The sequence below is a fragment of the Streptomyces sp. NPDC051172 genome (assembly GCF_040682555.1).
In the GTDB taxonomy this organism is placed as follows: Bacteria; Actinomycetota; Actinomycetes; order Streptomycetales; family Streptomycetaceae; genus Streptomyces.
This window is the reverse complement of the sequence record NZ_JBFBBE010000024.1, coordinates 63,943-84,342: the sequence shown is the minus strand read 5'-3', so window position 1 is coordinate 84,342 and position 20,400 is coordinate 63,943. Positions and strand designations below refer to the sequence as shown.

The following is a 20,400-nucleotide window of genomic DNA, read 5'->3' as shown; positions in this document are numbered from 1 at the left end:
TACGATCAGGGGGTTGCCCCTGAGGAGAGTCCGGGCTGATCGTCCTCGGCCCGGTCGAGCCCGGGAAGGACGATCAGCTCCCCGCATCGTCGTCAGGGAGCAGCCGCACCCGCGACGTCGTACGTCCCCGCTCCTACGCCTGCCTCACCCGCAACGCCCGTGCCAGGTCGTCGAGTTCGTCGGTCAGGGTGCGGCGCAGGGCGGGGATCGGGTCGGCGGTGTCGAGGCACTCTTCGCCGAGCTGCAGGTTCTCGGTGTCGACGGCGTGGGCGGGGAAGGCCCAGCGGCCGACGGCGGTGGCGATGGCGGGGCCGCGACGGGCGGCGACGGCGACGGCGTCCTCGTAGTAGCGGGGCACGTATTCGCGGACCAGGTCGGCCTGTTCGGGCTGCCAGAAGCCGCGGGCGGTGGCGGTGAAGAGGTAGTTCGACAGGTCGGTGCGCTCGTCTGTGCCGAACATGGCCTGCCAGGCCCTGGCCTTGGCCTCGGCGTCGGGCAGGGCGGCGCGGCAGCGGGCGGCGCCTTCCTGGCCGGTGGCGGAGGGGTCGCGGTCGAGTTCGGCGGCGATGGCCTGTTCGTCGGTGGCGCCGAGGACGGCGAGGCGGGCGAGGACGCGCCAGCGCAGTTCGGGGTCGAGTTCGGGGCCGCCGGGGACGGTGCCGTCGGCGAGCCAGGCGGCGATGGTGTCGGGGTGGGCGGCGACGTCGATGAGGTGGCGTACGGCGATCAGGCGCAGGCCGGGGTTGTCGCCGTCCTCGGTGCGGCGCATGAGGTCCCGGCACAGGGAGGTGAGGGTGGTCAGGGCTGCCGGGCGGTGTTCGGGGGTGAGGTAGCGGTCGGCGACCTTGGCGGTGGCGAAGGCGAGGACGCCCTGGACGAGGGCCAGGTCGGTTTCGTACGGGAGGTGGGTGCGGGCGGTGTCCAGGTAGTCGGTGGGTGGGAGCGCGCCGTCGCGGACGGCGTCGCGCAGGGCGTTCCAGACGACGGCGCGGGTGAGGGGGTCGGGCAGGCCGGAGAGGCTGGTGCGGACGGCGTCGAAGGACTCGGGGTCGAAGCGGATCTTGGCGTAGGTGAGGTCGCCGTCGTTGAGGAGGAGCAGGGCGGGGCGTTTGCCGAGGGGCTCGGGCGTGGTGTGCGGGATGTCGAGGTCGAGGCGGTCGCGCAGGATGAGGTGGCGGCCCTCGTCGGCGACGTCCGGGTCGTAGAGGCCGACGGCGATGCGGTGCGGGCGGCTGCCGGTGTGTTCGACGGTGAGGGTGCAGGTGCCGTCGTCGCCGGGGGTCACCACGGGGGTGAGGGTGTCGACGCCGGTGGTGCGCAGCCAGGCGTCGGCCCAGGCGTGGACGTCGCGTTCGGTGGCGGAGGCGAGGGAGTCGATGAAGTCGGCGAGAGCGGCGTTGGCGAACTTGTGGCGGGCGAAGTGGGTGTTGATGCCGGCCAGGAAGTCCTTCTCGCCGAGCCAGGCCACGAGTTGGCGTAGTGCCGAGGCGCCCTTGGCGTAGGAGATGCCGTCGAAGTTGAGGAGGGCGGAGGCCGTGTCGTTGACGTTCTCGGGGGCTACGGGGTGGGTGGACGGGCGCTGGTCGGCGTCGTAGCCCCAGGCCTTGCGGACGACTCCGAAGTCGGTCCAGGTGTCGGTGAAGCGGGTCGCTTCGGTGAGGGTCTGGTAGCCCATGTACTCGGCGAAGGACTCGTTCAGCCAGATGTCGTCCCACCAGCGGAGGGTGACGAGGTCACCGAACCACATGTGTGCCATCTCGTGGGCGATGACCATGGCGCGGGTCTGGCGTTCGGTGTCGGTGACGGCGGAGCGGTAGACGAAATCGTCGCGGAAGGTGACCAGGCCGGGGTTCTCCATGGCGCCGGCGTTGAACTCGGGGACGAAGGCCTGGTCGTAGGAGTCGAAGGGATACGGCTCCTCGAATTTTTCGTGGTAGCGGTCGTAGCACTGCTTGGTGATCTCGAAAAGTTCCTCGGCGTCCGCGTCCAGGTGGGGGGCGAGGGAGCGGCGGCAGTGCAGGCCGAAGGGCAGGTCGCGGTGTTCGGTGCGCACGGAGTGCCAGGGGCCGGCGGCGACGGCGACGAGGTAGGTGGAGATCAGGGGGGTGGTGGTGGCCTGCCAGCGGCCGTCGCCCAGGTGTTCGGTGATGCCGTTGGCGAGGACGCTCCAGCCTTCGGGGGCCGTCACGGTCAGGTCGAAGACGGCTTTGAGGTCGGGTTGGTCGAAGGCGGCGAAGACGCGCTGGACGTCGTCCATGAACAGCTGGGTGTAGACGTAGGTCTCGCCGTCGGTGGGGTCGGTGAAGCGGTGCATGCCCTCGCCGGTGCGGGAGTAGCGCATGCTCGCGTCGAGGTGCAGTTCGTGCTCGCCGGCGGTGAGGTTCTTCAGGGGCAGGCGGTTGCCGTCGAGGGTTTCCGGGTCGAGGGGCTGCCCGTCGAGGGTGGCGCTGCGCAGCTGTGCGGGCTTGAGCTCGACGAAGCTGTCGGCCTCCGTGCGCGCGGTGAAGCGGATGACGGTGCGGGAGTCGAAGGTCTCGTCGCCGGTGGTCAGATCGAGGTCGATCGTGTAGCGGTGGACGTCGAGGAGCTTTGCACGGGTCTGCGCTTCGTCGCGCGTCAGGACGGACATGCAGGCAATGCTGCCCGATGGCACTGACAAGGCACAGGGGCGGACCGGTACGCGCCCTATGTCCGCTCTCCTTCGAGCTCCCCGTCGTGCGCCTGGATCAGACGCCGGGCAGGGAGGCGGGGGTCGGGGTGGGGCAGGGCGGCCGGGCGGTGCGCGGGGTCGTCGGTGTCGGTGTGGTCCTTGACGAGGACGCGCAGTTCGCGGATCTCCTGCTCCAGGGCGAGGTGGCGGCGGTGGGCGTCGTAGAGGTAGCGGACCTTGGTGCGCAGCGACCAGGGGTCTATGGGTTTCATGACGAGGTCGGCGACGCCGAGGGCGAAGGCGGTGGACGTCAGTAACCGGTCGGGGCCGAAGCCGGTGAGGAGGATGACCGGGATGTGCTGGGTCTGTTCCACGCGGCGCATGTAGCGCACCACGTCCAGGCCGCTGACGCCGGGCATGCGGACGTCGAGCAGCAGGAGGCCGACCTGTCCGCGGAGCACCTGCTTGAGGGCCTCGTCGCCGTTGGTGGCGCGGCCCAGCTGATAGCCCAGCGGGGCCAGGGCGCTCTCCAGGGCGTACAGGGTGTCCTCGTGGTCGTCCACGATGAGGATCTTGGCTTCCGGCATGGCCCGTCGTCCCTCCCGCGTGGACAACCAGCTTATGTCCGAGGTGCTGACGTGCCGTGGCCGTCAGCTGACAAGGAGTGCACAGCGCAGCATGCCCCGTGCGGGCCCTTCTGTCACGTCCTCTGCGGTATCGACCGAGGTCAATTCGCCGTTTTTGCGGAGCCGTTGACGGCGTCGTCAGCGATGCGTTCGTGGTGGCGGATCACTTCGGCGATGATGAAGTTCAGGAACTTCTCAGCGAATGCCGGGTCCAGTTTGGCGCTTTCGGCGAGGGCGCGCAGCCGTTCGATCTGGCGGGCCTCACGCGCCGGGTCGGCGGGCGGCAGTTTGTGTGCGGCCTTGAGGTGGCCGACCTGCTGGGTGGCCTTGAAGCGTTCGGCGAGCATGTGGATGACGGCCGCGTCGATGTTGTCGATGCTGTCGCGCAGCCGGGCGAGTTCCTCGCGGACGGCGGGGTCGACGTCGCGGGTGCCGGTGTTGCTGGTGGTCATGGGCGCCCAGCCTACGTGGCGGGCGTGGGTTCGATCATCGCACGCGCGCGTGGAGCTGTGGGTGGAGTCCCTGGGGCGCGTCAACTACGGGCCGCGCAGCGGGGAGTCCAAGGGGATCACCGGGGGTCTGCTGCACGAGCGGCAGTATTTGCACGGGGTACGCGCGCGTGGGCTGCGTCTGGATGCGCTGGACGACATCGGGGACGTCCCCTTCCAGCCGCTTGCCGGGGAGGGCGCACCGGGGCTGTACCGGGGGACGGTCACCGTGCGGGACGCCGGGGGCGCGCGGCTCGAACTGCCGGGCTGGACCCGCGGCTTCGTCTGGGTCAACGGGTTCAACCTGGGCCGCTACTGGTCGGCGGGCCCCCAGCGCTCCCTGTACCTGCCCGGTCCGGTGCTGCGCGAGGGCGAGAACGAGCTGTGGCTGCTGGAGTTCGAGGAGGCGGCAACCGGGGCCGTGCCCCTGCGGGGTCTCCAGCGATCTTCAGGGTTGGCGGGTCGACGGGGCGGGCGAGCGGGGGAAAATCCGCTCACGTCCCCGTACAGTGGAATCGGGTTCAGGGCGTCTTGGGGGTTCGGGCGTGGCGAACGGCGGACCGGTCGAGCACGGCTACCCACACCTGGAGACGGTGCGGGCCGCCATCACCGCGCTCTACAAACGGTTGTCGTACGACACCATCCAGACCTTCTCCAGCAGCGTCCTGCCCGCCGATGTGGCCTTCTGCGACACCGACGACCTCTATCTGGGCGCGCAGCGGGTGGCCCGCGAGCTGGTGCGCCACTACCACCTGCCGGACGCGCGGATGGTCGTCGGCTTCCGTGAGATGCAGCACGCGGCGAACGTCGAACTGGCCGCGGGCCCCGAGTACTTCGTCGAACTGAACGACCGCTTCCGCACCCACCGCCGCGACATCGGCGCCGCCCTGGCGCACGAGATCATGCATGTGTATCTGCACCGCCTGGACCTGTCCTTCCCCGGCACCCGCGACAACGAGATCCTCACGGACACGGCGACGACCTACCTGGGCGCGGGCTGGCTGCTGCTGGACGCCTACCGGGAGGACTCGGCCTCCTCCCAGAAGCTCGGCTATCTGACCCCCGAGGAGTTCGGCTACGTCCTGGCGAAACGCGCGCTGGTCTTCCACGAGGACCCGTCGATCTGGTTCACCAGCCCGCAGGCCTACGAGGCCTACACCCGGGGCATGACACAGGCCCGCCACGACGAACAGCAGCCCCCGCTGACGGCCGCCGGCTGGGCGGGCCGCCGCCGCTACGCCCGCGACCGCCGCCACGCCCCGGGGCCACAGCCCGGCGTGCCCTACACCTTCACCCCCGACGGCGGCGGCCGGCTGCGCGTCTCGTTCCCCTGCCCGACCTGCCATCAGAAGATCCGGGTACCGGTACGTGGGCGCGTCCGCGCGCGGTGTGCGCTGTGCCGGACGGTGCTGGAATGTGACACCTAGGGGCAATACCAGTGACTTAACAGTCTCGACTGGTAGGTTGTCTGCTCAGGAGGTGCCTGGATGCCGCGCCCTGGGCAGGTCAAGCCGGAGAGTGACGAGCGGCTGTCGGACCGGATCGCGATCGGCCTGCTGACGCGTACGTTTCCGCCGGAGTTGGTCGACCGCGTCGTGGCAGAGTCCGGGAAGACCGGTCAGCGCCAACGGCTGCTGCCGCCACGGGTGGTGGTCTACTTCGTCCTCGCCATGTGCCTGTTTTCCGGGCAGGGGTATGAGGAGGTCGCAAGGCTGCTGACCGAGGGGCTGGCCTGGGCCCGGCGTTGGTCGGGGTCGTGGCAGGTGCCCACTACAGCGGCGATTTCCCGGGCCCGGGTCAGGCTAGGGCCGCAGCCGTTGAAGGCGTTGTTCGAGCAGGTAGCTGGGCGGGTGGCGACCGAGGCCACTCCTGGTGCGTGGTACCGGGGTTGGCGTCTGATGGCGGTCGACGGGACAACGTTCGACGTGCCGGACAGTGACGAGAACGGCGCGCGGTTCGGGCGGGCGAAGACCCATCGGGGCGAGCGGTCGGCGTTCCCGCAGGTACGGGTGGTGGCACTGGCCGAGTGCGGCACGCATGCGATCACCCACGCGACCCTGGGGCCGTTCACGACCGCCGAGTCGGTCCTGGCGCATGAGCTGTTTCCCGCCCTGGGCCCGGGCGATCTGTTGATGGCCGACCGCGGGTTCGCCGGCCTGGCGCAGTGGCGGGCCGCCTCGGCCGGCGGCGCGGACCTGCTGTGGCGGATCAAGTCCACTGCCGTGCTGCCGGTGCGGCGGGAGCTTCCCGACGGCTCATACCTGTCGGACATCGTCGCCGCCAAAGACCACCGCAAGCGCACCGATCCGAGTGTGGTGCGGGTCATCGAGTACACCCTGGACGACCCCGGCCGACCGGTACAGTCAGCGCCTTACCGGCTGATCACCACCATCCTCGACCACAAGGCAGCACCCGCCACGGAACTGGCGGCCCTGTACAACCAGCGGTGGGAGATCGAGACCGCTCTGGATGAACTCAAGACCCACCAGCGTGGCCCCGCCGAGGTCTTGCGGTCCCGCTCGCCGGACGGTGTCGAGCAGGAAGTCTGGGCCCATCTGCTGGTCCACCATGCAATCCGCCAGCTCATGCACATCGCCGCCGAGGGCGTCGACATGGACCCAGACCGGCTTTCCTTTACCCGCACCCTCCGCCCCGCCCGACGTCAGGTCACCGCGCAGGCGGCCTTTTCCCCCTGACCGCTTGGCCGTATCCCTCGCCGAGGGACTGCACGAGATAGCCCGCCACCTACTGCCGACTCGCCGCAGACGTTCCAACCCTCGCGTCGTCAAACGCAAAATGTCGAACTTCGGCGTCAAACACCTCGACCACCGCAACTGGCCCCGGCCCACCCGTGACCCAGCCGAAGCCGTGACCATCGCACCCCACTACAAGACAGCCCCGATCAACCCACCCGTCAAAGTGCCACGCGTCTGGGACCACGATCCCGACTAAGTCACTGGTATTGCACCTAGGGGTGCTGTTGTGCTCCCGGCCCTGCAGCGGGGGTCTGAACGGCCTCGTCCTCAAACACCGGACGGGCTGAAAGTGCCTGCTCGGCGTGGCAGTGCGGCACACAGAGCCGCGCACGCCACGAACGTCGCGGTCACCCAGGGCATCGCCGCCGTCAGTGCGTCCGTCAGGCCGTTGCCCGCGTGGTTGAAGAACACCGTGCCGACCGTGGCCGCCCCCAGTGCGCCCCCGAACTGCTGTGCCGTGGAGAAGGTTCCGGACGCCCCGCCCGCCAGCTCGACCGGCACCGCGGACAGGACCACGTTCACCAGCGGCACCACCAGGAAGCCCGGTCCGGCCCCCCGATCACCAGGCCCGGCACCATCGGCCAGGCGCCGGTGTGTGCGGCGGGCGCTCCGGTGACCGCTGCCCACACCCAGTCCAGACCGGCGGCCGTCATCAGGGCGCCGGCCCCGAGCACCAGGCGCCCGAACCTCACCGCGAGCGCGTCCGCGGCGGGCGCCGTGAGGAAACTGCCGACCGAGAAGGCCACGGTCACCACTCCGGCCTGCATCGGCGTGTACCGCTCGCTTCCCTGCAGCCAGAGCGCGAAGACCAGGAAGAACCCCTGCATGCCGACCGAGAACAACAGCTGGACCAGCACGCCCACCGAGAACGCGGGCAGCCGGAACGCCCGCACCGGCAGCAGCGGCACCGTCCCCGCACCGCGCCGGCGTGCTTCGAACGCCCCGACCCCGGCGACGGCGCAGACACCCGCGGCGAGGCAGAACCAGCCCCACACCGGCCGTCCGTTCCCCCGCCCCTGCACCAGCGGCAGCACGATCGCCACCAGCCCGGCCGCCAGCACCACGCTCCCGGGCAGATCCGGCCGCCCGGCCGACCGCTCCTTCGTGGACGGCACCAGCACCAGGCCCGCGACCAGCGTGGCCACCGCCACCGGCACGTTCACCAGGAACACCGAGCGCCAGCCCCAGCCGAACAGATCGGCATCGGTCAGCAGACCGCCGAGGAGCAGCCCCACCGCCGAGGCGAACCCGGCGACGGCTCCGTACATCCCGAACGCGGCACCACGCTCCTTGCCCGCGAACAGGGTGCGGAACGAGCCCAGCACCTGCGGAATCAGCACCGCCGCCAGCACACCCTGCACGGCCCGCGCGGCGATCAGCTGACCGGGCGTCTGGGCGAGGCCGCATCCAAGGCTCGCCAGGCCGAAGCCCGCGGTGCCGGCGAGTCACAGTCCGCGGCGCCCGAAGCAGTCCCCGAGGTGCCCGGAGACGATCAGTGTGGCGGCGAAGCCCAGCAGATAGGCGGAGACCAGCCTCCCCAGAGGGGGGACCCCCAGCAGTTCGCTCTGCGGGGCGTGCAGGTCACGGCCGACGGACGGGATCGCCACATTGACGATCGTGACGTCCAGCAGGTCCATCAGCGCCGCGATCATCATCACGACGGCGGCGACCCAGCGGCGCGGATACGGATCCGCGCTGTTCTCCCGCCCCACGGCGAACAGCCGCAACGGTGTCGGGGGCCACGGTGATGTTCCACTCCGCGGTGTCCGCCAGGCAGGGGCTGATCCCGAGCGAGGAGAAGGCCCTCGACCTCCTGGAGCGGCACGGTCCGCTCACCGCGAAGGACCTCGCCGAGCGCACCGGCCTGGCTCCCGCATCCGTCACCGGCCTGGTCGACCGTCTCGAAGCCAAGGAATTCGTACGCCGGGTCAAGCATCCGACGGACAAGCGGCGGGTGCTCGTGGAGCTGAACCGGGAGAAGATCGCCCATCTCTTCGCGTTCTTCGAGGAGTGGGCGCGGGACATCGCCGCGGCGTGCGAGGAGTTCAGCACGGACGAGCTGGACACCGTGATCCACTTCCTGCAGGTGATGACCCAGGAGCAGCGCAAGGCCGCCGCCCGCCTCAGCGGCTGAGCGCGCTCAGGCCCCGTACACCGCGCCCGGCTGTGCCGCCTCCGCCAGCAGCTTCAGCGCCGCCTCGCCCGCCTCGCCGGGACTCCAGCGCGCTCCCTTGTCGGCGCTCGGACCCGGCCGCCAGCCCTCCATGACCGTGATCCGGCCGCCCTCCGCCTCGAACACGCGCCCGCTCACACCGGCGCTTGCGGCGGAGCCGAGCCAGACGACGAGCGGGGAGACGTTTTCGGGGGCCATCGCGTCGAAGCCGTCGGCGGGCGCCGTCATCGTCTCGGCGAAGGTGCGTTCCGTCATCCGTGTGCGGGCAGCGGGCGCGACGGCGTTGACCTGGACGCCGTACCGGTGCAGTTCGGCCGCGGCGACCAGCGTCAGGCCGACGATGCCGGCCTTCGCGGCGCTGTAGTTGCCCTGCCCGACCGACCCCAACAGCCCGGCGCCGCTGCTGGTGTTGACGATCCGGGCCACCGGCGTACGGCCCGCCTTGGCCTCGGCCCGCCAGTGCGCGGCGGCATGCTTCAGCGGCAGGAAGTGGCCCTTGAGGTGGACACGCAGGACGGCGTCCCAGTCGTCCTCGTCGAGGTTGACGAGCATCCGGTCGCGCAGGAAGCCGGCGTTGTTGACGAGGGTGTCGAGCCGGCCGTACGTCTCCAGGGCCGTGGCGATCAGGGAGGCCGCTCCTTCGGTGGTGGCGATGTCGCCGCCGTGGGCGATCGCCTCGCCGCCCGCCGCGCGGATCTCGTCCACCACCCGCCCGGCCGGACTGTCGGGGCCCGGCGCCCCGTCCAGGCCCACCCCCAGGTCGTTGACGACCAGCCGGGCGCCCTCCGCCGCGTACGCGCGCGCGTGCGCTCGCCCGAGGCCGCGGCCGGCTCCGGTGACGACCACGACCCGCCCGTCGCAGATTCCGCTCATCTCACTCCTCCTTGTTGGCAGTTGCCGCATCCAGGAACGCCGGCCGCTCGCCTCCCCCGTGCACCAGCAGGCTTGCCCCGCTGATGTAGGCGGCCGCGTCGGAGGCCAGGAACACGGCGGCCGCGCCCACGTCGGCGGGGGTGGCCAGGCGGCCGAGCGGCACCGTGCGGGAGACCGCCTCGATGCCGTCCTCGCCGCCGTAGTGGAGGTGGGCCAGCTCGGTGCGGACCATGCCGACGACGAGGGTGTTGACACGCACCTCCGGCGCCCACTCCACGGCCATCGAGCGGGCGAGGCTCTCCAGGCCCGCCTTGGCCGCCCCGTAGGCGGCGGAACCGGGCGAGGGGCGGCTGCCGCTGACGCTGCCGATCATCACCACGGAGCCCTGCGCCCGCCTGAGGTGTTCGTACGCGGCGAGGGACGCCGTCAGCGGCGCGAGGAGGTTCAGCTCCAGCACGCGCGCGTGCCGCTCGGCTTCCACGTCGGCCAGCAGCCGGTAGGGCCCGCCGCCCGCGTTGTTGACCAGGACGTCCAGCCGGGGGAGTCCGGCGAAGAAGGACCGTACGGCGGGCGGGTCACGCAGATCGAGGGGTGCGAACTCGACGCCCCCGAGGGGAGTTTCGGGCGGCCTGCGGGCACAGGCGACGACCTCGGCACCGGCCTCGGCGAAGGCCTGCGCGATCCCGGCTCCGACACCTCGGGTGCCGCCGGTGACGACGACGGTCCTGCCGCTCAGCTGCGGCCGGGGCAAGTTGTCCACAAGCCTCCCGCTCCGATCCGAGGGCTGCTAGCTTCGAAGCCTCGCACCTAACAAATGTTTGGTGGAAAGGCGTTGGTTGGAAAGGTAGCTGATGTGCCCATGGGTGTCTCCACCTCGTCCCCGGAAAAGGGGCCACAAGAAAATGGCATCGCCGTCGTGACGGTCGACTTCCCGCCGGTGAACGCGCTGCCGGTGAACGGCTGGTTCGCCCTGGCCGACGCGGTGCGCGCGGCGGGCCGCGACCCGCAGGTGCGGTGCGTGGTGCTGGCCGCGCGGGGGCGGGGGTTCAACGCGGGCGTGGACATCAAGGAGATACAGGCGCAGGGGCCGAGCGCACTGGCCGGTGCCAACCGCGGCTGCTTCGAGGCGTTCGCGGCGGTGTACGAGTGCGCGGTGCCCGTGGTGGCGGCGGTGCAGGGCTTCTGCCTGGGCGGCGGGATCGGGCTGGTGGGGAACGCGGACGTGATCGTGGCGAGCGAGGACGCCACCTTCGGGCTGCCCGAGCTGGACCGGGGCGCCCTGGGTGCGGCAACGCACCTGTCCCGGCTGGTCCCGCAGCACCTGATGCGCGCGCTGTACTACACCTCCCGCACCGCGACCGCCGCCGAGCTGCACGCGCACGGCTCGGTGTGGCGGGTGGTGCCGCGGGAGGAACTGCAGGCCGCCGCCCTGGAGTTGGCGGGTGAGATAGCCGCCAAGGACGGTGAGCTGCTGCGGCTGGCCAAGGCCGCCATCAACGGCATCGATCCGGTCGACGTGCGCCGCAGCTACCGCTTCGAGCAGGGCTTCACCTACGAGGCGAACGCGGTCGGGGTGGGCGACCGGGTCCGCGACACCTTCGGCAAGGAGAAGCACGAGAGGGACGAGAGGGACGGTGCACAGGCGTGAGTGACAAGACGATGACCGCCGAGCAGGTCGTCTCCCGTCTGCACAGCGGCATGACCCTCGGCATCGGCGGCTGGGGTTCACGGCGCAAACCGATGGCTCTGGTCAGGGCACTGCTGCGGTCCGGCATCGGCGACCTGACCGTCATCTCGTACGGCGGCCCGGACGTCGGCATGCTCGCGGCCGCCGGACGGATCCGGAAACTGGTGGCACCCTTCGTCACCCTCGACTCCATCCCCCTCGAACCGCACTACCGCGCGGCGCGCGAGGGCGGTGCCTTCGAGCTGATGGAGATCGACGAGGCGATGTTCATGTGGGGGCTGCACGCGGCGGCGAACCGGCTGCCGTTCCTGCCGGTGCGGGCCGGGATCGGCTCGGACGTGATGCGGGTCAACCCCGGGCTGCGGACGGTGACTTCGCCCTACGAGGACGGGGAGACGTTCGTGGCGATGCCCGCCCTGCGGATGGATGCGGCCCTGGTGCACCTGGGCCGCGCCGACCGGCTGGGCAACGGGCAGTATCTGGGCCCCGACCCGTACTTCGACGACCTGTTCTGCGAGGCGGCGGACGCGGCGTACCTGTCGTGCGAACGCATCGTCGACACGGCCGAGTTGACGAAGGAGGCCGCACCGCAGACCCTGCTCGTCAAGCGCCATACGGTGACCGGGGTCGTCGAGGCCCCGAACGGCGCCCACTTCACCTCCTGCGCGCCCGACTACGGGCGGGACGAGGCCTTCCAGAAGCAGTACGCGTCCACGCCCTGGCCGGAGTTCGCCGCCCGGTTCCTCGCAGGGGACGAACAGGCCTATCAGTCGGCGGTCAGGGAGGCGACATGAGCGAGGTCAGCCGCGCCGAGTACTGCGTGATCGCCTGCGCCGAGGCCTGGCGGGGCAACGGTGAGGTGCTCGCCAGTCCCATGGGACTGATCCCGTCCGTCGGCGCCCGTCTCGCCCGGCTCACGTTCTCCCCGGACCTGCTGCTGACCGACGGCGAGGCGATGCTCATCCGCCCGGACGGGACGCCGGAGGGCTGGCTGCCGTACCGGCAGCATCTCGCCCTGGTCTCCAGTGGCCGCCGGCACGTGATGATGGGGGCGAGCCAGATCGACCGGTTCGGCAACCAGAACATCTCGTGCATCGGTGACTGGAAACGGCCCACGCGGCAGCTGCTCGGTGTGCGCGGCGCACCGGTCAACACCCTGAACAATCCGACGAGCTACTGGGTGCCGAGGCATTCGCGGCGCGTGTTCGTCGAGAAGGTCGACATGGTCTGCGGTGTCGGATACGACCGTGCGGCCGGTGCGCGCTACCACCGCATCCCGTGTGTCGTCTCCGATCTGGGCGTCTTCGACTTCGCCACCCCTGACCACTCGATGCGGCTTGCTTCCCTGCACCCGGGTGTCACGGTGGAGCAGGTCAGGGAGGCGACGGGCTTCGATCTGGCCGTCCCGGACGAAGTGCCGGCGACTCGTGAGCCGACCGCCGAGGAGCTGCGGCTGATCCGTGAGGTGATCGACCAGGCCGGCAGCCGTGCCAGGGAGGTCGGTTCGTGATGGAGACGGCTCTCACCCGGCTGGTCGGCATCCGGCATCCGATCGTGCAAACCGGTATGGGGTGGGTGGCGGGCCCGCGTCTGGTCTCCGCTTCGGCGAACGCGGGCGCGCTGGGCATCCTGGGCTCCGCGACCATGACGGTCGACCGGCTGCGGGAGGCGATACGGCAGGTCAGGTCCCGTACGGACGCGCCGTTCGGGGTCAATCTGCGGGCCGACGCCTCGGATGCGGGCGACCGGGTGCGGATCCTGATCGAGGAGGGCGTGCGGGTGGCCTCCTTCGCCCTTGCGCCCTCCGCCGAGCTGATCGCGGAGCTGAAGGAGGCGGGCGTGGTCGTCATCCCCTCCATAGGGGCCCGCCGGCATGCCGAGAAGGTCGCGGCGTGGGGCGCGGATGCCGTGATCGTGCAGGGCGGCGAGGGCGGCGGGCACACCGGCGAGGTCGCGACGACGGTGCTGCTGCCGCAGGTGGTGGACGCGGTGCGGATACCGGTGGTGGCGGCGGGCGGATTTTTCGACGGCCGGGGGCTGGTCACGGCGCTGGCGTACGGGGCCGCTGGGATCGCGATGGGCACGCGGTTCCTGCTCACCTCCGACTCGACGGTGCCGGACGCGGTGAAAGCCAGGTACCTGGCGGCGACGGTCAAGGACGTCACGGTGACCACGGCGGTGGACGGGCTGCCGCACCGGATGCTGCGCACGGACCTGGTGGACGCGCTGGAGGACTCGGGCCGGGCGAAAGCCCTGCTGCACGCCATGCGCCGGGCGGCAGGGTTCCGGAAGCTGTCGGGGCTGACCTGGCGGCAGATGGTTCGCGACGGGCTCGCCCTCAAGCACGGCAAGGAGCTGTCCTGGAGTCAGGTGCTGCTCGCCGCGAACACCCCCATGCTGCTCAAATCAGCCATGGTGGACGGCCGTACGGACCTCGGGGTGATGGCGTCCGGGCAGGTCGCCGGGGTGATCGAGGACCTGCCCCCGTGTGCGGAGCTGGTGGAGCGGATCATGAAGGAGGCGGAGGGGACCATCGAGTCGCTGGGGTCGCTCAGATCCGTTCGATGATCGTCACGTTGGCCTGGCCGCCGCCCTCGCACATCGTCTGCAGTCCGAACCGGCCGCCGGTGCGCTCCAGTTCGTGCAGCAGGGTGGTCATGAGCTTGACCCCGGTCGCGCCGAGGGGATGACCAAGGGCGATCGCGCCGCCGTTGACGTTGACCTTGTCCGGGTCGGCGCCGGTCTCCTTCAGCCAGGCCAGGACGACCGGTGCGAAGGCCTCGTTGATCTCGACGAGGTCGACGGCGTCGATGGTCAGGCCGGTCTTCTTCAGGGCGTGGGCGGTGGCCGGTATCGGGGCCGAGAGCATGCGGATCGGGTCCTCGCCGCGCACGGAGAGGTGGTGCACGCGTGCACGCGGTGTGAGCCCGTGCTCGCGCACCGCCCGCTCCGAGGCGAGCAGCATCGCCGCCGCTCCGTCGGAGACCTGGGAGGAGCAGGCGGCGGTGATGGTGCCACCGTCGAGGACCGGCCTGAGCCCGGCCATCTTCTCCAGGGAGGTGTCCCGGCGCGGGCCCTCGTCGACGGCGACCGGGCCGTAGCCGATGGTCTCGCGGTCGAAGCGGCCCTCGTCGATGGCGCGCAGCGCCCGCTGATGGGACCTGAGTGCGAACTCCTCCTGGTCCTGGCGGCTGATCCCCCACTTGACGGCGATCACCTCGGCGCCGACGAACTGGTTCACCGGCTGGTCCCCGTACCGTGCGCGCCAGCCCTCGCTGCCCGCGAAGGGGCCTGCGGTGAACCCCAGGGGCTCGGCGGCCTGGCGGGTCGCGAAGGCGATGGGGATCTGCGACATGTTCTGCACGCCGCCCGCGACCACCAGGTCCTGCGTGCCCGACAGCACGGCCTGCGCCGCGAAGTGCACGGCCTGCTGCGAGGACCCGCACTGCCGGTCGATGGTCACGCCCGGCACCTCCTCGGGCAGCCCGGCCGCCAGCCAGCAGGTCCGAGCGATGTCCCCGGCCTGCGGCCCCACCGCGTCCAGACAGCCGAACACGACGTCCTCGACAGCGGCCGGATCGACGCCCGAGCGGCCCATCAGCTCCTTCAGCACATGGGCACCGAGGTCAGCAGGATGGACACCGCTCAGTCCACCCCCGCGCCGCCCCACAGGCGTACGGACCGCTTCGACGATATAGGCCTCAACCATGGCAACTCCCCAGCCTTCCCCACGGGTCATGTGCGTACGGCGATCCCGTCCAGCACCATCGACAGGTACTGCCGGGCGATCTCCTCCGGGCTGTGCTGCCCGCCGGGCCGGTACCAGGACGCGGCCACCCACACGGTGTCGCGCACGAACCGGTAGGTGAGCCGGACGTCCAGGTCGGCCCGGAAGACCTGGGCGGCGACCCCGCGCTCCAGCGTGGCCAGCCATGCCTTCTCGAACTTGCGCTGCGACTCGGCGAGGAACGCGAACCGCTCCTGCGCCAGCAGCTGCTTGCTCTCCTTCTGGTAGATCGCGACAGCGGCGCGGTGCCGGTCGATCTCCCGGAACGACTCGGTGACCAGGGCCTCCAGGGTCTCCCGCGGTCCCAGCTCGGCGTCCAGGACGGTGTCGTAGCCGCCCCAGAGCTCGTCGAGGAAGGTCCGCAGGATCTCCTCCAGCATCGATTCCTTGGAGTCGAAGTGGTAGTAGAGGCTGCCCGCGAGCATGCCCGCGTGGTCTGCGATCTTGCGTACGGTGGTGGCGTTGTAGCCCTGCTCGGCGAAGACCTCGGCGGCGGTGTCGAGGAGTTCGCGCCGCCGGGCGGGTGCGGCGGTCACCTGGGGCTTCTTCTTGGTCGGCACGGGTCCATTGTCGTCCGCTCCGGTCCTCAGGCGTGCTGGCTGCTGACGGAGAGGACTTCTCCGGTCAGGTACGAGGAGTAGCCGGACGCCAGGAACACGATGACGTTGGCCACCTCCCACGGCTGCGCGTACCGCCCGAAGGCCTCGCGTGCGGTCAGTTCCTCCAGCAGTTCCGGCGTCGTCACCTTCACCAGGTGCGGGTGCATGGCGAGGCTCGGCGAGACGGCGTTGACCCGCACGCCGTATTCGGCGGCCTCGATCGCCGCGCACCGGGTCAGCGCCATCACGCCCGCCTTCGCCGCGGCGTAGTGGGCCTGGCCGGCCTGGGCGCGCCAGCCGACCACGGAGGCGTTGTTGACGATCACTCCGCCCCGGCCGTCCGCCCTCATCAGCCGCAGCGCGGCCCGTGTGCACCGGAACGTGCCGTTCAACGTCACGTCGAGGACCCGGGCCCACTGCTCGTCGCTCATGTCGACGAGGTCCGAAGTGCCGCCCAGACCAGCGTTGTTGACCACTACGTCCAGCCGCCCGTGCTCCCGTACTGCGGCCTCGAACAGGGCCTGCACCGGGCCCTCGTCGGTGACGTCGCACGGCAGGGCGGCGACCGACGCGGCCCCGAACTCTCCGGCGAGCTCGGCCTCGTACTCCTTGAGGCGCCGCACGTGCGCGTCGCCGATCAGCACGCGTGCGCCCTCTTCCAGGAAGCGCCGCGCGGTGGCGCCGCCGATGCCCGCTCCGGCTGCCGCGGTGATGACGGCGGTGCGTCCCTTCAGCAGCCCGTGCCCCGGCTCGTACACGGGACTCTCGACGACTGTCATAGCCCCACGCTAACCTACCAAACACTTGTTAGGGAAGGATGGCAGCCGATGGATCTCGCCTTCACACAGGAAGAGGAGGCCTTCCGCGCCGAGGCCCGGGCCTGGCTCGCGGACCGGGTGCCGCGCGCCCCCCTGCCGTCCCTGGAGACCGCGGAGGGCTTCGCGGCACACCGCGCGTGGGAGGCCGAACTGGCCGCGGACCGCTGGTCGGTCGTCAACTGGCCGATGGAGTACGGCGGAAGGGACTCCGGCCTGGTCCGGTGGCTGATCTTCGAGGAGGAGTACTGGGCGGCGGGGGCCCCGGGCCGGGTCTCTCAGAACGGGATCAGTCTGCTCGCCCCGACCCTGTTCGACCACGGCAGCGAGGAGCAGAGAGCGCGCGTGCTGCCGCCCATGGCCACCGGCGAGGTGGTGTGGGCGCAGGCATGGTCCGAGCCGGAGGCGGGCTCGGACCTGGCGTCGCTGCGGTCGAAAGCGGTGCGCACGGACGGCGGCTGGCTGCTGAGCGGGCACAAGACGTGGTCGTCGCGGGCCGCCTTCGCGGACCGTGCCTTCGGCCTGTTCCGCAGCGACCCGGGGGCCCCGAAGCCCCACCAGGGCCTGACCTACCTGATGTTCGGCCTGTGCGCACCCGGTGTCACGGTGCGCCCGATCGGCCGCCTCGACGGGAAACCGGCGTTCGCCGAGCTCTTCCTGGACGAGGTGTTCGTGCCGGACGAGGACGTGATCGGCGCACCCGGCGAGGGCTGGCGGATCGCGATGTCGACGGCGGGCAACGAGCGGGGTCTGATGCTCCGCTCCCCCGGCCGTTTCCTGGCAGCGGCGGAACGGCTGCACCGCCTCTGGCAGCAACAGGGCTCCCCGCCCGCCGCCCGGGCCCAGGTGGCGGACGCCCTGATCGGCGCCCGGGCCTACCGCCTCTTCACCTTCGCCGCCGCCTCCCGCTTCCTGGAGGGCGGCTCCATCGGCCCGGAGTCCAGCCTGAACAAGGTCTTCTGGTCCGAGTACGACATCGCGCTGCACGAGACGGCCCTCGATCTGCTGGGTGAGCAGGGCGAGGCGGCGGACTCGGAGTGGGCCGAGGGCTATGTCTTCTCCCTGGCCGGCCCGATCTACGCGGGCACGAACGAGATCCAGCGCGACATCATCGCCGAGCGCCTGCTCGGCCTGCCGAAGGGACGCCGCTAGTGGCTCCGCCGGGTGTGCCGCGATGGGTTGTTTGTCGTCTGCGGCGCCGTCGTGGCTTGGCGCGCCCACGCGGCGGCAGCCGCATGTTCAACACAGCCCCGCGCCCCTTCAGGGCGTTTCCGAACCGCACCGCAACTCCCGCGCCCGAAGGTATGCCGAAGGTTTCGAAGGGACGTTACTGATGCGGTTCCTCCTTGACGCCGAACAGCGTGCGTTCGCGGCCTCGCTGGACGCCATGCTGACCGCAGCCGACACTCCTTCCGTCGTACGGGACTGGAGCCGCGGCGAGCACATGAGCGGCCGCGCGTTGTGGTCCCGTCTCTCGGAGGCGGGCGTCTTCGCGCTGGCGGTTCCCGAGGAGTACGGCGGCCTGGGCCCCCGTCCCGTCGAACTCGCCGTCGCCTTCGTCGAGTTGGGGCGGCATGCGGTGCCGGGTCCGGTGGTGGAGACGGTCGCGGCGACCGCACTGCTCGCCGCACTGGACGACACGGGACCGGCGAAACGCCTGCTGCCCGCGCTGGCCTCCGGTGAGTCGGCGGCGACGCTCGCGACGGGACCGTATGCGCTGGACGCGGACATGGCGGACGTACGGCTGACTGTGGCGGCAGGGGACGCCGAGCTGCGCCTCGCTCCCCCGCCCGGCCGACCTCGCCCCTCCCTCGACCCCGCCCGCCGCCTGTACGCGCCGACGCCCGGCGGGGAACTGCTCGTCGCCGGTGCGCAGGTCGCCGAGGCCGTCGCCCATGGCCTGACCTGGGGTCGCCTTGCCACTGCCGCCCAGTGTCTCGGCATCGGACTGGCGCTCCTGGACCAAACCGTCGCCTACGCCCGGCAGCGCACCCAGTTCGGCGTCCCCATAGGCTCCTTCCAGGCCGTCAAGCATCAACTGGCCGACGCGAAGATCGCATTGGAGTTCGCCCGTCCCCTGCTGTTCGGTGCCGCGCTCACCATGACCCCTGCCGACGTGGCCGCCGCCAAGGTCACGGCATCCGAGGCCGCGTACGCCGCCGCCCGTACGGCGCTGCAGTTGCACGGCGCGATCGGCTACACCGCGGAGTACGACCTGTCCCTGTGGCTGACCAAGGCCCGCGCCCTGCGCACCGCGTGGGGCGGGCCCGAGGAGTGCCGGGCCCTGGTCCTCAGTGGTGGTGATCGCCGCTGGTGAGTTCCCGGTACTCCTCCACCGTCGGCTTCGGGATGTGGGAATCCGAGCCGAACATCACCCCGGCCAGCCGGGCGCGCACCCGCTGCCCCGGCCTGACCGGCCGCCGTACGCCGTTCGCGTCCACGAGCGGGCCGATCTCGTAGGGCGGGTTCTGCTCGTGCTGGGTGAGGGTGAACAGCTGGTCCTGCGCGAGGGGTTCGTGGACCTCGACGAACTCGCCGTGCGGCAGCCGTTTGATGGTGCCGCTCTCCCTGCCGTGCAGCACCTTGTCCCGGTCCTTGCGCTGCAGGCCCATGCAGACCCGCTTGGTGACGAGGAACGTGACGACCGGCGCCACGAAGAAGGAGACCCGCACGAACCAGGTGATCGAGTTGATGGACAGATGCAGATGGGTGGCGACGATGTCGTTGCCGCCGCCGATCAGCAGCACGACGTAGAGGGCCAGCCAGGCCGCGCCCAGGCCGGTGCGGACGGGCATGTTGCGCGGACGGTCCAGGATGTGGTGCTCGCGTTTGTCGCCGGTGATCCATGCCTCGAGGAAGGGATACAGACCGAGGGCGAGCAGCAGCGGCGGGAAGAGCGTGAAGGGGATGAAGACGCCGAGTTCGAGGGTGTGGCCCCAGAAGTTGAGCTCCCATCCCGGCATCACCCGGATCAGGCCCTCGGAGAAGCCGAGATACCAGTCGGGCTGGGCTCCCGTGGTCACCAGGTCCGGGCGGTAGGGGCCGAAGGCCCACACGGGGTTGATGCTGGCGATGCCGCCCATGAGCGCCAGCACACCGAAGACGAGGAAGAAGAAGCCGCCCGCCTTGGCCATGTAGACCGGCAGGAAGGGCATGCCGACGACCGTCTTCTGGTCCCGTCCGGGCCCCGGGTACTGGGTGTGCTTGTGGTAGAAGACCAGGATCAGATGGGCGACGACCAGGCCCAGCATGATCCCCGGCAGCAGCAGGACATGGACCGGGAAGAGCCGCGAGATGATGTCGTGCCCCGGGAACTCCCCGCCGAACAGGAACATCGACAGATACGTCCCGACGATCGGGACGGACAGGATCGCGCCGTCGGCGAAGCGGATGCCGGTGCCGGACAGCAGGTCGTCGGGGAGCGAGTAGCCGGTCAGGCCGGTGATGATGCCGAGGAACAGCAGGGTCCAGCCGAACAGCCAGTTGAGCTCACGCGGCTTGCGGAACGCGCCGGTGAAGAACACCCGCATCATGTGCACGAGCATGCCGGTGACGAAGACCAGCGCGGCCCAGTGGTGGATCTGCCGGATCAGCAGCCCGCCGCGCACATCGAAGCTGATGTCGAGCGTGGACTCGTAGGCCCGGGTCATCGAGATGCCGTTGAGCGGGACGTATGAGCCGTGGTAGATCACCTCGACGCCACTCGGCTCGAAGAACAGGGTGAGATAGATGCCGGTGAGGATCAGGATGAGAAAGCTGTAGAGGCAGATCTCCCCCAGCATGAAGGACCAGTGGTCCGGGAAGACCTTGCGCATATTGGCCTTGGCCAGTCCGTACAGACCCAGCCGCCCGTCGGCCCAGTCCGCCAGCTTCTCGCCCGTGCCCGCCGACTCCCTGCGCCTGGAGCCGGCCGTGTCGTTCCCCGATCGTGCGCCGTCCATACGTT

22 protein-coding genes and 1 pseudogene are annotated in these 20,400 nt (G+C 70.7%); 11 read left to right on the top strand and 12 right to left on the bottom strand.

Going from position 1 to position 20,400, the window contains the following annotated elements; translation table 11 throughout:
- Nucleotides 1-133: 133 nt before the first annotated feature.
- The 3 genes from pepN to AB0N07_RS17285 form a co-directional block, all read right to left on the bottom strand.
- Nucleotides 134-2,629, bottom strand: coding sequence for an aminopeptidase N (gene pepN / locus AB0N07_RS17295; protein ID WP_365835732.1), 2,496 nt, complete (start codon nucleotides 2,627-2,629; stop codon nucleotides 134-136).
- Between the two features lie 56 nt (nucleotides 2,630-2,685).
- The gene (locus AB0N07_RS17290) at nucleotides 2,686-3,237 is read right to left on the bottom strand and encodes a response regulator (RefSeq protein WP_365835730.1); all 552 of its coding nucleotides are present in this window, start codon (nucleotides 3,235-3,237) and stop codon (nucleotides 2,686-2,688) included.
- 140 nt (nucleotides 3,238-3,377) lie between these two features.
- Entirely contained in the window at nucleotides 3,378-3,728 is a 351-nt protein-coding gene (locus AB0N07_RS17285) for a chorismate mutase (protein WP_030933038.1), read from the bottom strand.
- Nucleotides 3,729-3,771: 43 nt separating this feature from the next.
- On the opposite strand from AB0N07_RS17285, the pseudogene AB0N07_RS17280 reads away from it, so the two are divergent.
- From AB0N07_RS17280 to AB0N07_RS17265, 4 genes and pseudogenes are all read left to right on the top strand, one after another.
- Nucleotides 3,772-4,161 (top strand): annotated as a pseudogene (locus tag AB0N07_RS17280) (beta-galactosidase); the annotation flags it as partial.
- 148 nt (nucleotides 4,162-4,309) lie between these two features.
- Nucleotides 4,310-5,191, top strand: a complete 882-nt coding sequence (locus AB0N07_RS17275; RefSeq protein ID WP_365835727.1) for a hypothetical protein — start codon at nucleotides 4,310-4,312, stop codon at nucleotides 5,189-5,191.
- A 60-nt stretch (nucleotides 5,192-5,251) separates the two neighbouring features.
- Nucleotides 5,252-6,460, top strand: coding sequence for an IS4 family transposase (locus AB0N07_RS17270; RefSeq protein ID WP_365835725.1), 1,209 nt, complete (start codon nucleotides 5,252-5,254; stop codon nucleotides 6,458-6,460).
- Between the two features lie 4 nt (nucleotides 6,461-6,464).
- The gene (locus tag AB0N07_RS17265; RefSeq protein WP_365835723.1) at nucleotides 6,465-6,716 is read left to right on the top strand and encodes a hypothetical protein; all 252 of its coding nucleotides are present in this window, start codon (nucleotides 6,465-6,467) and stop codon (nucleotides 6,714-6,716) included.
- Between the two features lie 71 nt (nucleotides 6,717-6,787).
- Here AB0N07_RS17265 and AB0N07_RS17260 read toward each other — a convergent pair whose 3' ends face one another.
- From AB0N07_RS17260 to AB0N07_RS17250, 3 genes are read right to left on the bottom strand one after another with little or no spacing between them, the layout of a single operon-like run.
- Nucleotides 6,788-7,042, bottom strand: a complete 255-nt coding sequence (locus AB0N07_RS17260) for a hypothetical protein (protein ID WP_365835721.1) — start codon at nucleotides 7,040-7,042, stop codon at nucleotides 6,788-6,790.
- Nucleotides 7,039-7,941: an MFS transporter gene (locus AB0N07_RS17255; RefSeq protein ID WP_365835783.1), complete on the bottom strand. Its 903-nt coding sequence runs from the start codon at nucleotides 7,939-7,941 to the stop codon at nucleotides 7,039-7,041. The genes AB0N07_RS17260 and AB0N07_RS17255 overlap by 4 nt, the downstream gene beginning before the upstream one ends.
- A gap of 24 nt (nucleotides 7,942-7,965) precedes the next feature.
- Nucleotides 7,966-8,232, bottom strand: coding sequence for a hypothetical protein (locus AB0N07_RS17250; RefSeq protein WP_365835719.1), 267 nt, complete (start codon nucleotides 8,230-8,232; stop codon nucleotides 7,966-7,968).
- Nucleotides 8,233-8,282: 50 nt separating this feature from the next.
- On the opposite strand from AB0N07_RS17250, the gene AB0N07_RS17245 reads away from it, so the two are divergent.
- Nucleotides 8,283-8,654 carry a MarR family transcriptional regulator gene (locus AB0N07_RS17245; RefSeq protein WP_365835717.1) on the top strand — a complete coding sequence of 124 codons (372 nt, stop codon included), beginning with the start codon at nucleotides 8,283-8,285 and terminating at the stop codon, nucleotides 8,652-8,654.
- 6 nt (nucleotides 8,655-8,660) lie between these two features.
- Here AB0N07_RS17245 and AB0N07_RS17240 read toward each other — a convergent pair whose 3' ends face one another.
- Both AB0N07_RS17240 and AB0N07_RS17235 read right to left on the bottom strand, forming a co-directional pair.
- Nucleotides 8,661-9,566, bottom strand: coding sequence for an SDR family oxidoreductase (locus AB0N07_RS17240; RefSeq protein WP_365835715.1), 906 nt, complete (start codon nucleotides 9,564-9,566; stop codon nucleotides 8,661-8,663).
- Between the two features lies 1 nt (nucleotide 9,567).
- Nucleotides 9,568-10,326, bottom strand: coding sequence for an SDR family oxidoreductase (locus AB0N07_RS17235; protein WP_365835713.1), 759 nt, complete (start codon nucleotides 10,324-10,326; stop codon nucleotides 9,568-9,570).
- A gap of 99 nt (nucleotides 10,327-10,425) precedes the next feature.
- Between AB0N07_RS17235 and AB0N07_RS17230 the strand changes: the two genes are divergently transcribed.
- The 4 genes from AB0N07_RS17230 to AB0N07_RS17215 are packed head-to-tail and all read left to right on the top strand — an operon-like array spanning nucleotide 10,426 to nucleotide 13,821.
- The gene (locus AB0N07_RS17230; protein WP_365835711.1) at nucleotides 10,426-11,214 is read left to right on the top strand and encodes an enoyl-CoA hydratase family protein; all 789 of its coding nucleotides are present in this window, start codon (nucleotides 10,426-10,428) and stop codon (nucleotides 11,212-11,214) included.
- Complete coding sequence (locus tag AB0N07_RS17225) at nucleotides 11,211-12,047, top strand: CoA-transferase (protein ID WP_365835709.1); 837 nt, start codon at nucleotides 11,211-11,213, stop codon at nucleotides 12,045-12,047. The genes AB0N07_RS17230 and AB0N07_RS17225 overlap by 4 nt, the downstream gene beginning before the upstream one ends.
- Entirely contained in the window at nucleotides 12,044-12,763 is a 720-nt protein-coding gene (locus AB0N07_RS17220; RefSeq protein WP_365835707.1) for a CoA-transferase, read from the top strand. Before AB0N07_RS17225 ends, AB0N07_RS17220 begins: the two co-directional genes overlap by 4 nt.
- The gene (locus tag AB0N07_RS17215; protein WP_365835705.1) at nucleotides 12,763-13,821 is read left to right on the top strand and encodes a nitronate monooxygenase; all 1,059 of its coding nucleotides are present in this window, start codon (nucleotides 12,763-12,765) and stop codon (nucleotides 13,819-13,821) included. Before AB0N07_RS17220 ends, AB0N07_RS17215 begins: the two co-directional genes overlap by 1 nt.
- Here the strand turns inward: AB0N07_RS17215 and AB0N07_RS17210 are convergent.
- The 3 genes from AB0N07_RS17210 to AB0N07_RS17200 are packed head-to-tail and all read right to left on the bottom strand — an operon-like array spanning nucleotide 13,805 to nucleotide 16,418.
- Complete coding sequence (locus AB0N07_RS17210; RefSeq protein WP_365835703.1) at nucleotides 13,805-14,962, bottom strand: acetyl-CoA C-acetyltransferase; 1,158 nt, start codon at nucleotides 14,960-14,962, stop codon at nucleotides 13,805-13,807. The two genes, AB0N07_RS17215 and AB0N07_RS17210, sit on opposite strands and share 17 nt — an antisense overlap.
- Before the next feature lie 26 nt (nucleotides 14,963-14,988).
- Nucleotides 14,989-15,600 carry a TetR/AcrR family transcriptional regulator gene (locus tag AB0N07_RS17205; RefSeq protein ID WP_266954209.1) on the bottom strand — a complete coding sequence of 204 codons (612 nt, stop codon included), beginning with the start codon at nucleotides 15,598-15,600 and terminating at the stop codon, nucleotides 14,989-14,991.
- A gap of 26 nt (nucleotides 15,601-15,626) precedes the next feature.
- Complete coding sequence (locus AB0N07_RS17200) at nucleotides 15,627-16,418, bottom strand: SDR family oxidoreductase (protein WP_365835701.1); 792 nt, start codon at nucleotides 16,416-16,418, stop codon at nucleotides 15,627-15,629.
- A gap of 48 nt (nucleotides 16,419-16,466) precedes the next feature.
- Between AB0N07_RS17200 and AB0N07_RS17195 the strand changes: the two genes are divergently transcribed.
- Both AB0N07_RS17195 and AB0N07_RS17190 read left to right on the top strand, forming a co-directional pair.
- A complete protein-coding gene (locus tag AB0N07_RS17195) occupies nucleotides 16,467-17,606 on the top strand; it encodes an acyl-CoA dehydrogenase family protein (RefSeq protein ID WP_365835699.1) in 1,140 nt (379 codons plus the stop codon).
- 181 nt (nucleotides 17,607-17,787) lie between these two features.
- Entirely contained in the window at nucleotides 17,788-18,771 is a 984-nt protein-coding gene (locus tag AB0N07_RS17190) for an acyl-CoA dehydrogenase family protein (RefSeq protein ID WP_365835697.1), read from the top strand.
- Here the strand turns inward: AB0N07_RS17190 and AB0N07_RS17185 are convergent.
- Nucleotides 18,746-20,395, bottom strand: a complete 1,650-nt coding sequence (locus tag AB0N07_RS17185) for a cytochrome bc complex cytochrome b subunit (protein ID WP_365835695.1) — start codon at nucleotides 20,393-20,395, stop codon at nucleotides 18,746-18,748. The two genes, AB0N07_RS17190 and AB0N07_RS17185, sit on opposite strands and share 26 nt — an antisense overlap.
- Nucleotides 20,396-20,400: the final 5 nt, after the last annotated feature.

Coding starts and splice junctions, on each gene's coding strand:
- AB0N07_RS17190 (WP_365835697.1), top strand. CDS start 17,788: ATGCGGTTCCTCCTTGACGCCGAACAGCGTGCGTTCGCGGCCTCGCTG.
- AB0N07_RS17240 (WP_365835715.1), bottom strand. CDS start 9,566: ATGAGCGGAATCTGCGACGGGCGGGTCGTGGTCGTCACCGGAGCCGGC.
- AB0N07_RS17220 (WP_365835707.1), top strand. CDS start 12,044: ATGAGCGAGGTCAGCCGCGCCGAGTACTGCGTGATCGCCTGCGCCGAG.
- AB0N07_RS17285 (WP_030933038.1), bottom strand. CDS start 3,728: ATGACCACCAGCAACACCGGCACCCGCGACGTCGACCCCGCCGTCCGC.
- AB0N07_RS17200 (WP_365835701.1), bottom strand. CDS start 16,418: ATGACAGTCGTCGAGAGTCCCGTGTACGAGCCGGGGCACGGGCTGCTG.
- AB0N07_RS17210 (WP_365835703.1), bottom strand. CDS start 14,962: ATGGTTGAGGCCTATATCGTCGAAGCGGTCCGTACGCCTGTGGGGCGG.
- AB0N07_RS17215 (WP_365835705.1), top strand. CDS start 12,763: ATGGAGACGGCTCTCACCCGGCTGGTCGGCATCCGGCATCCGATCGTG.
- AB0N07_RS17185 (WP_365835695.1), bottom strand. CDS start 20,395: ATGGACGGCGCACGATCGGGGAACGACACGGCCGGCTCCAGGCGCAGG.
- AB0N07_RS17270 (WP_365835725.1), top strand. CDS start 5,252: ATGCCGCGCCCTGGGCAGGTCAAGCCGGAGAGTGACGAGCGGCTGTCG.
- AB0N07_RS17195 (WP_365835699.1), top strand. CDS start 16,467: ATGGATCTCGCCTTCACACAGGAAGAGGAGGCCTTCCGCGCCGAGGCC.
- AB0N07_RS17230 (WP_365835711.1), top strand. CDS start 10,426: ATGGGTGTCTCCACCTCGTCCCCGGAAAAGGGGCCACAAGAAAATGGC.
- AB0N07_RS17290 (WP_365835730.1), bottom strand. CDS start 3,237: ATGCCGGAAGCCAAGATCCTCATCGTGGACGACCACGAGGACACCCTG.
- pepN (WP_365835732.1), bottom strand. CDS start 2,629: ATGTCCGTCCTGACGCGCGACGAAGCGCAGACCCGTGCAAAGCTCCTC.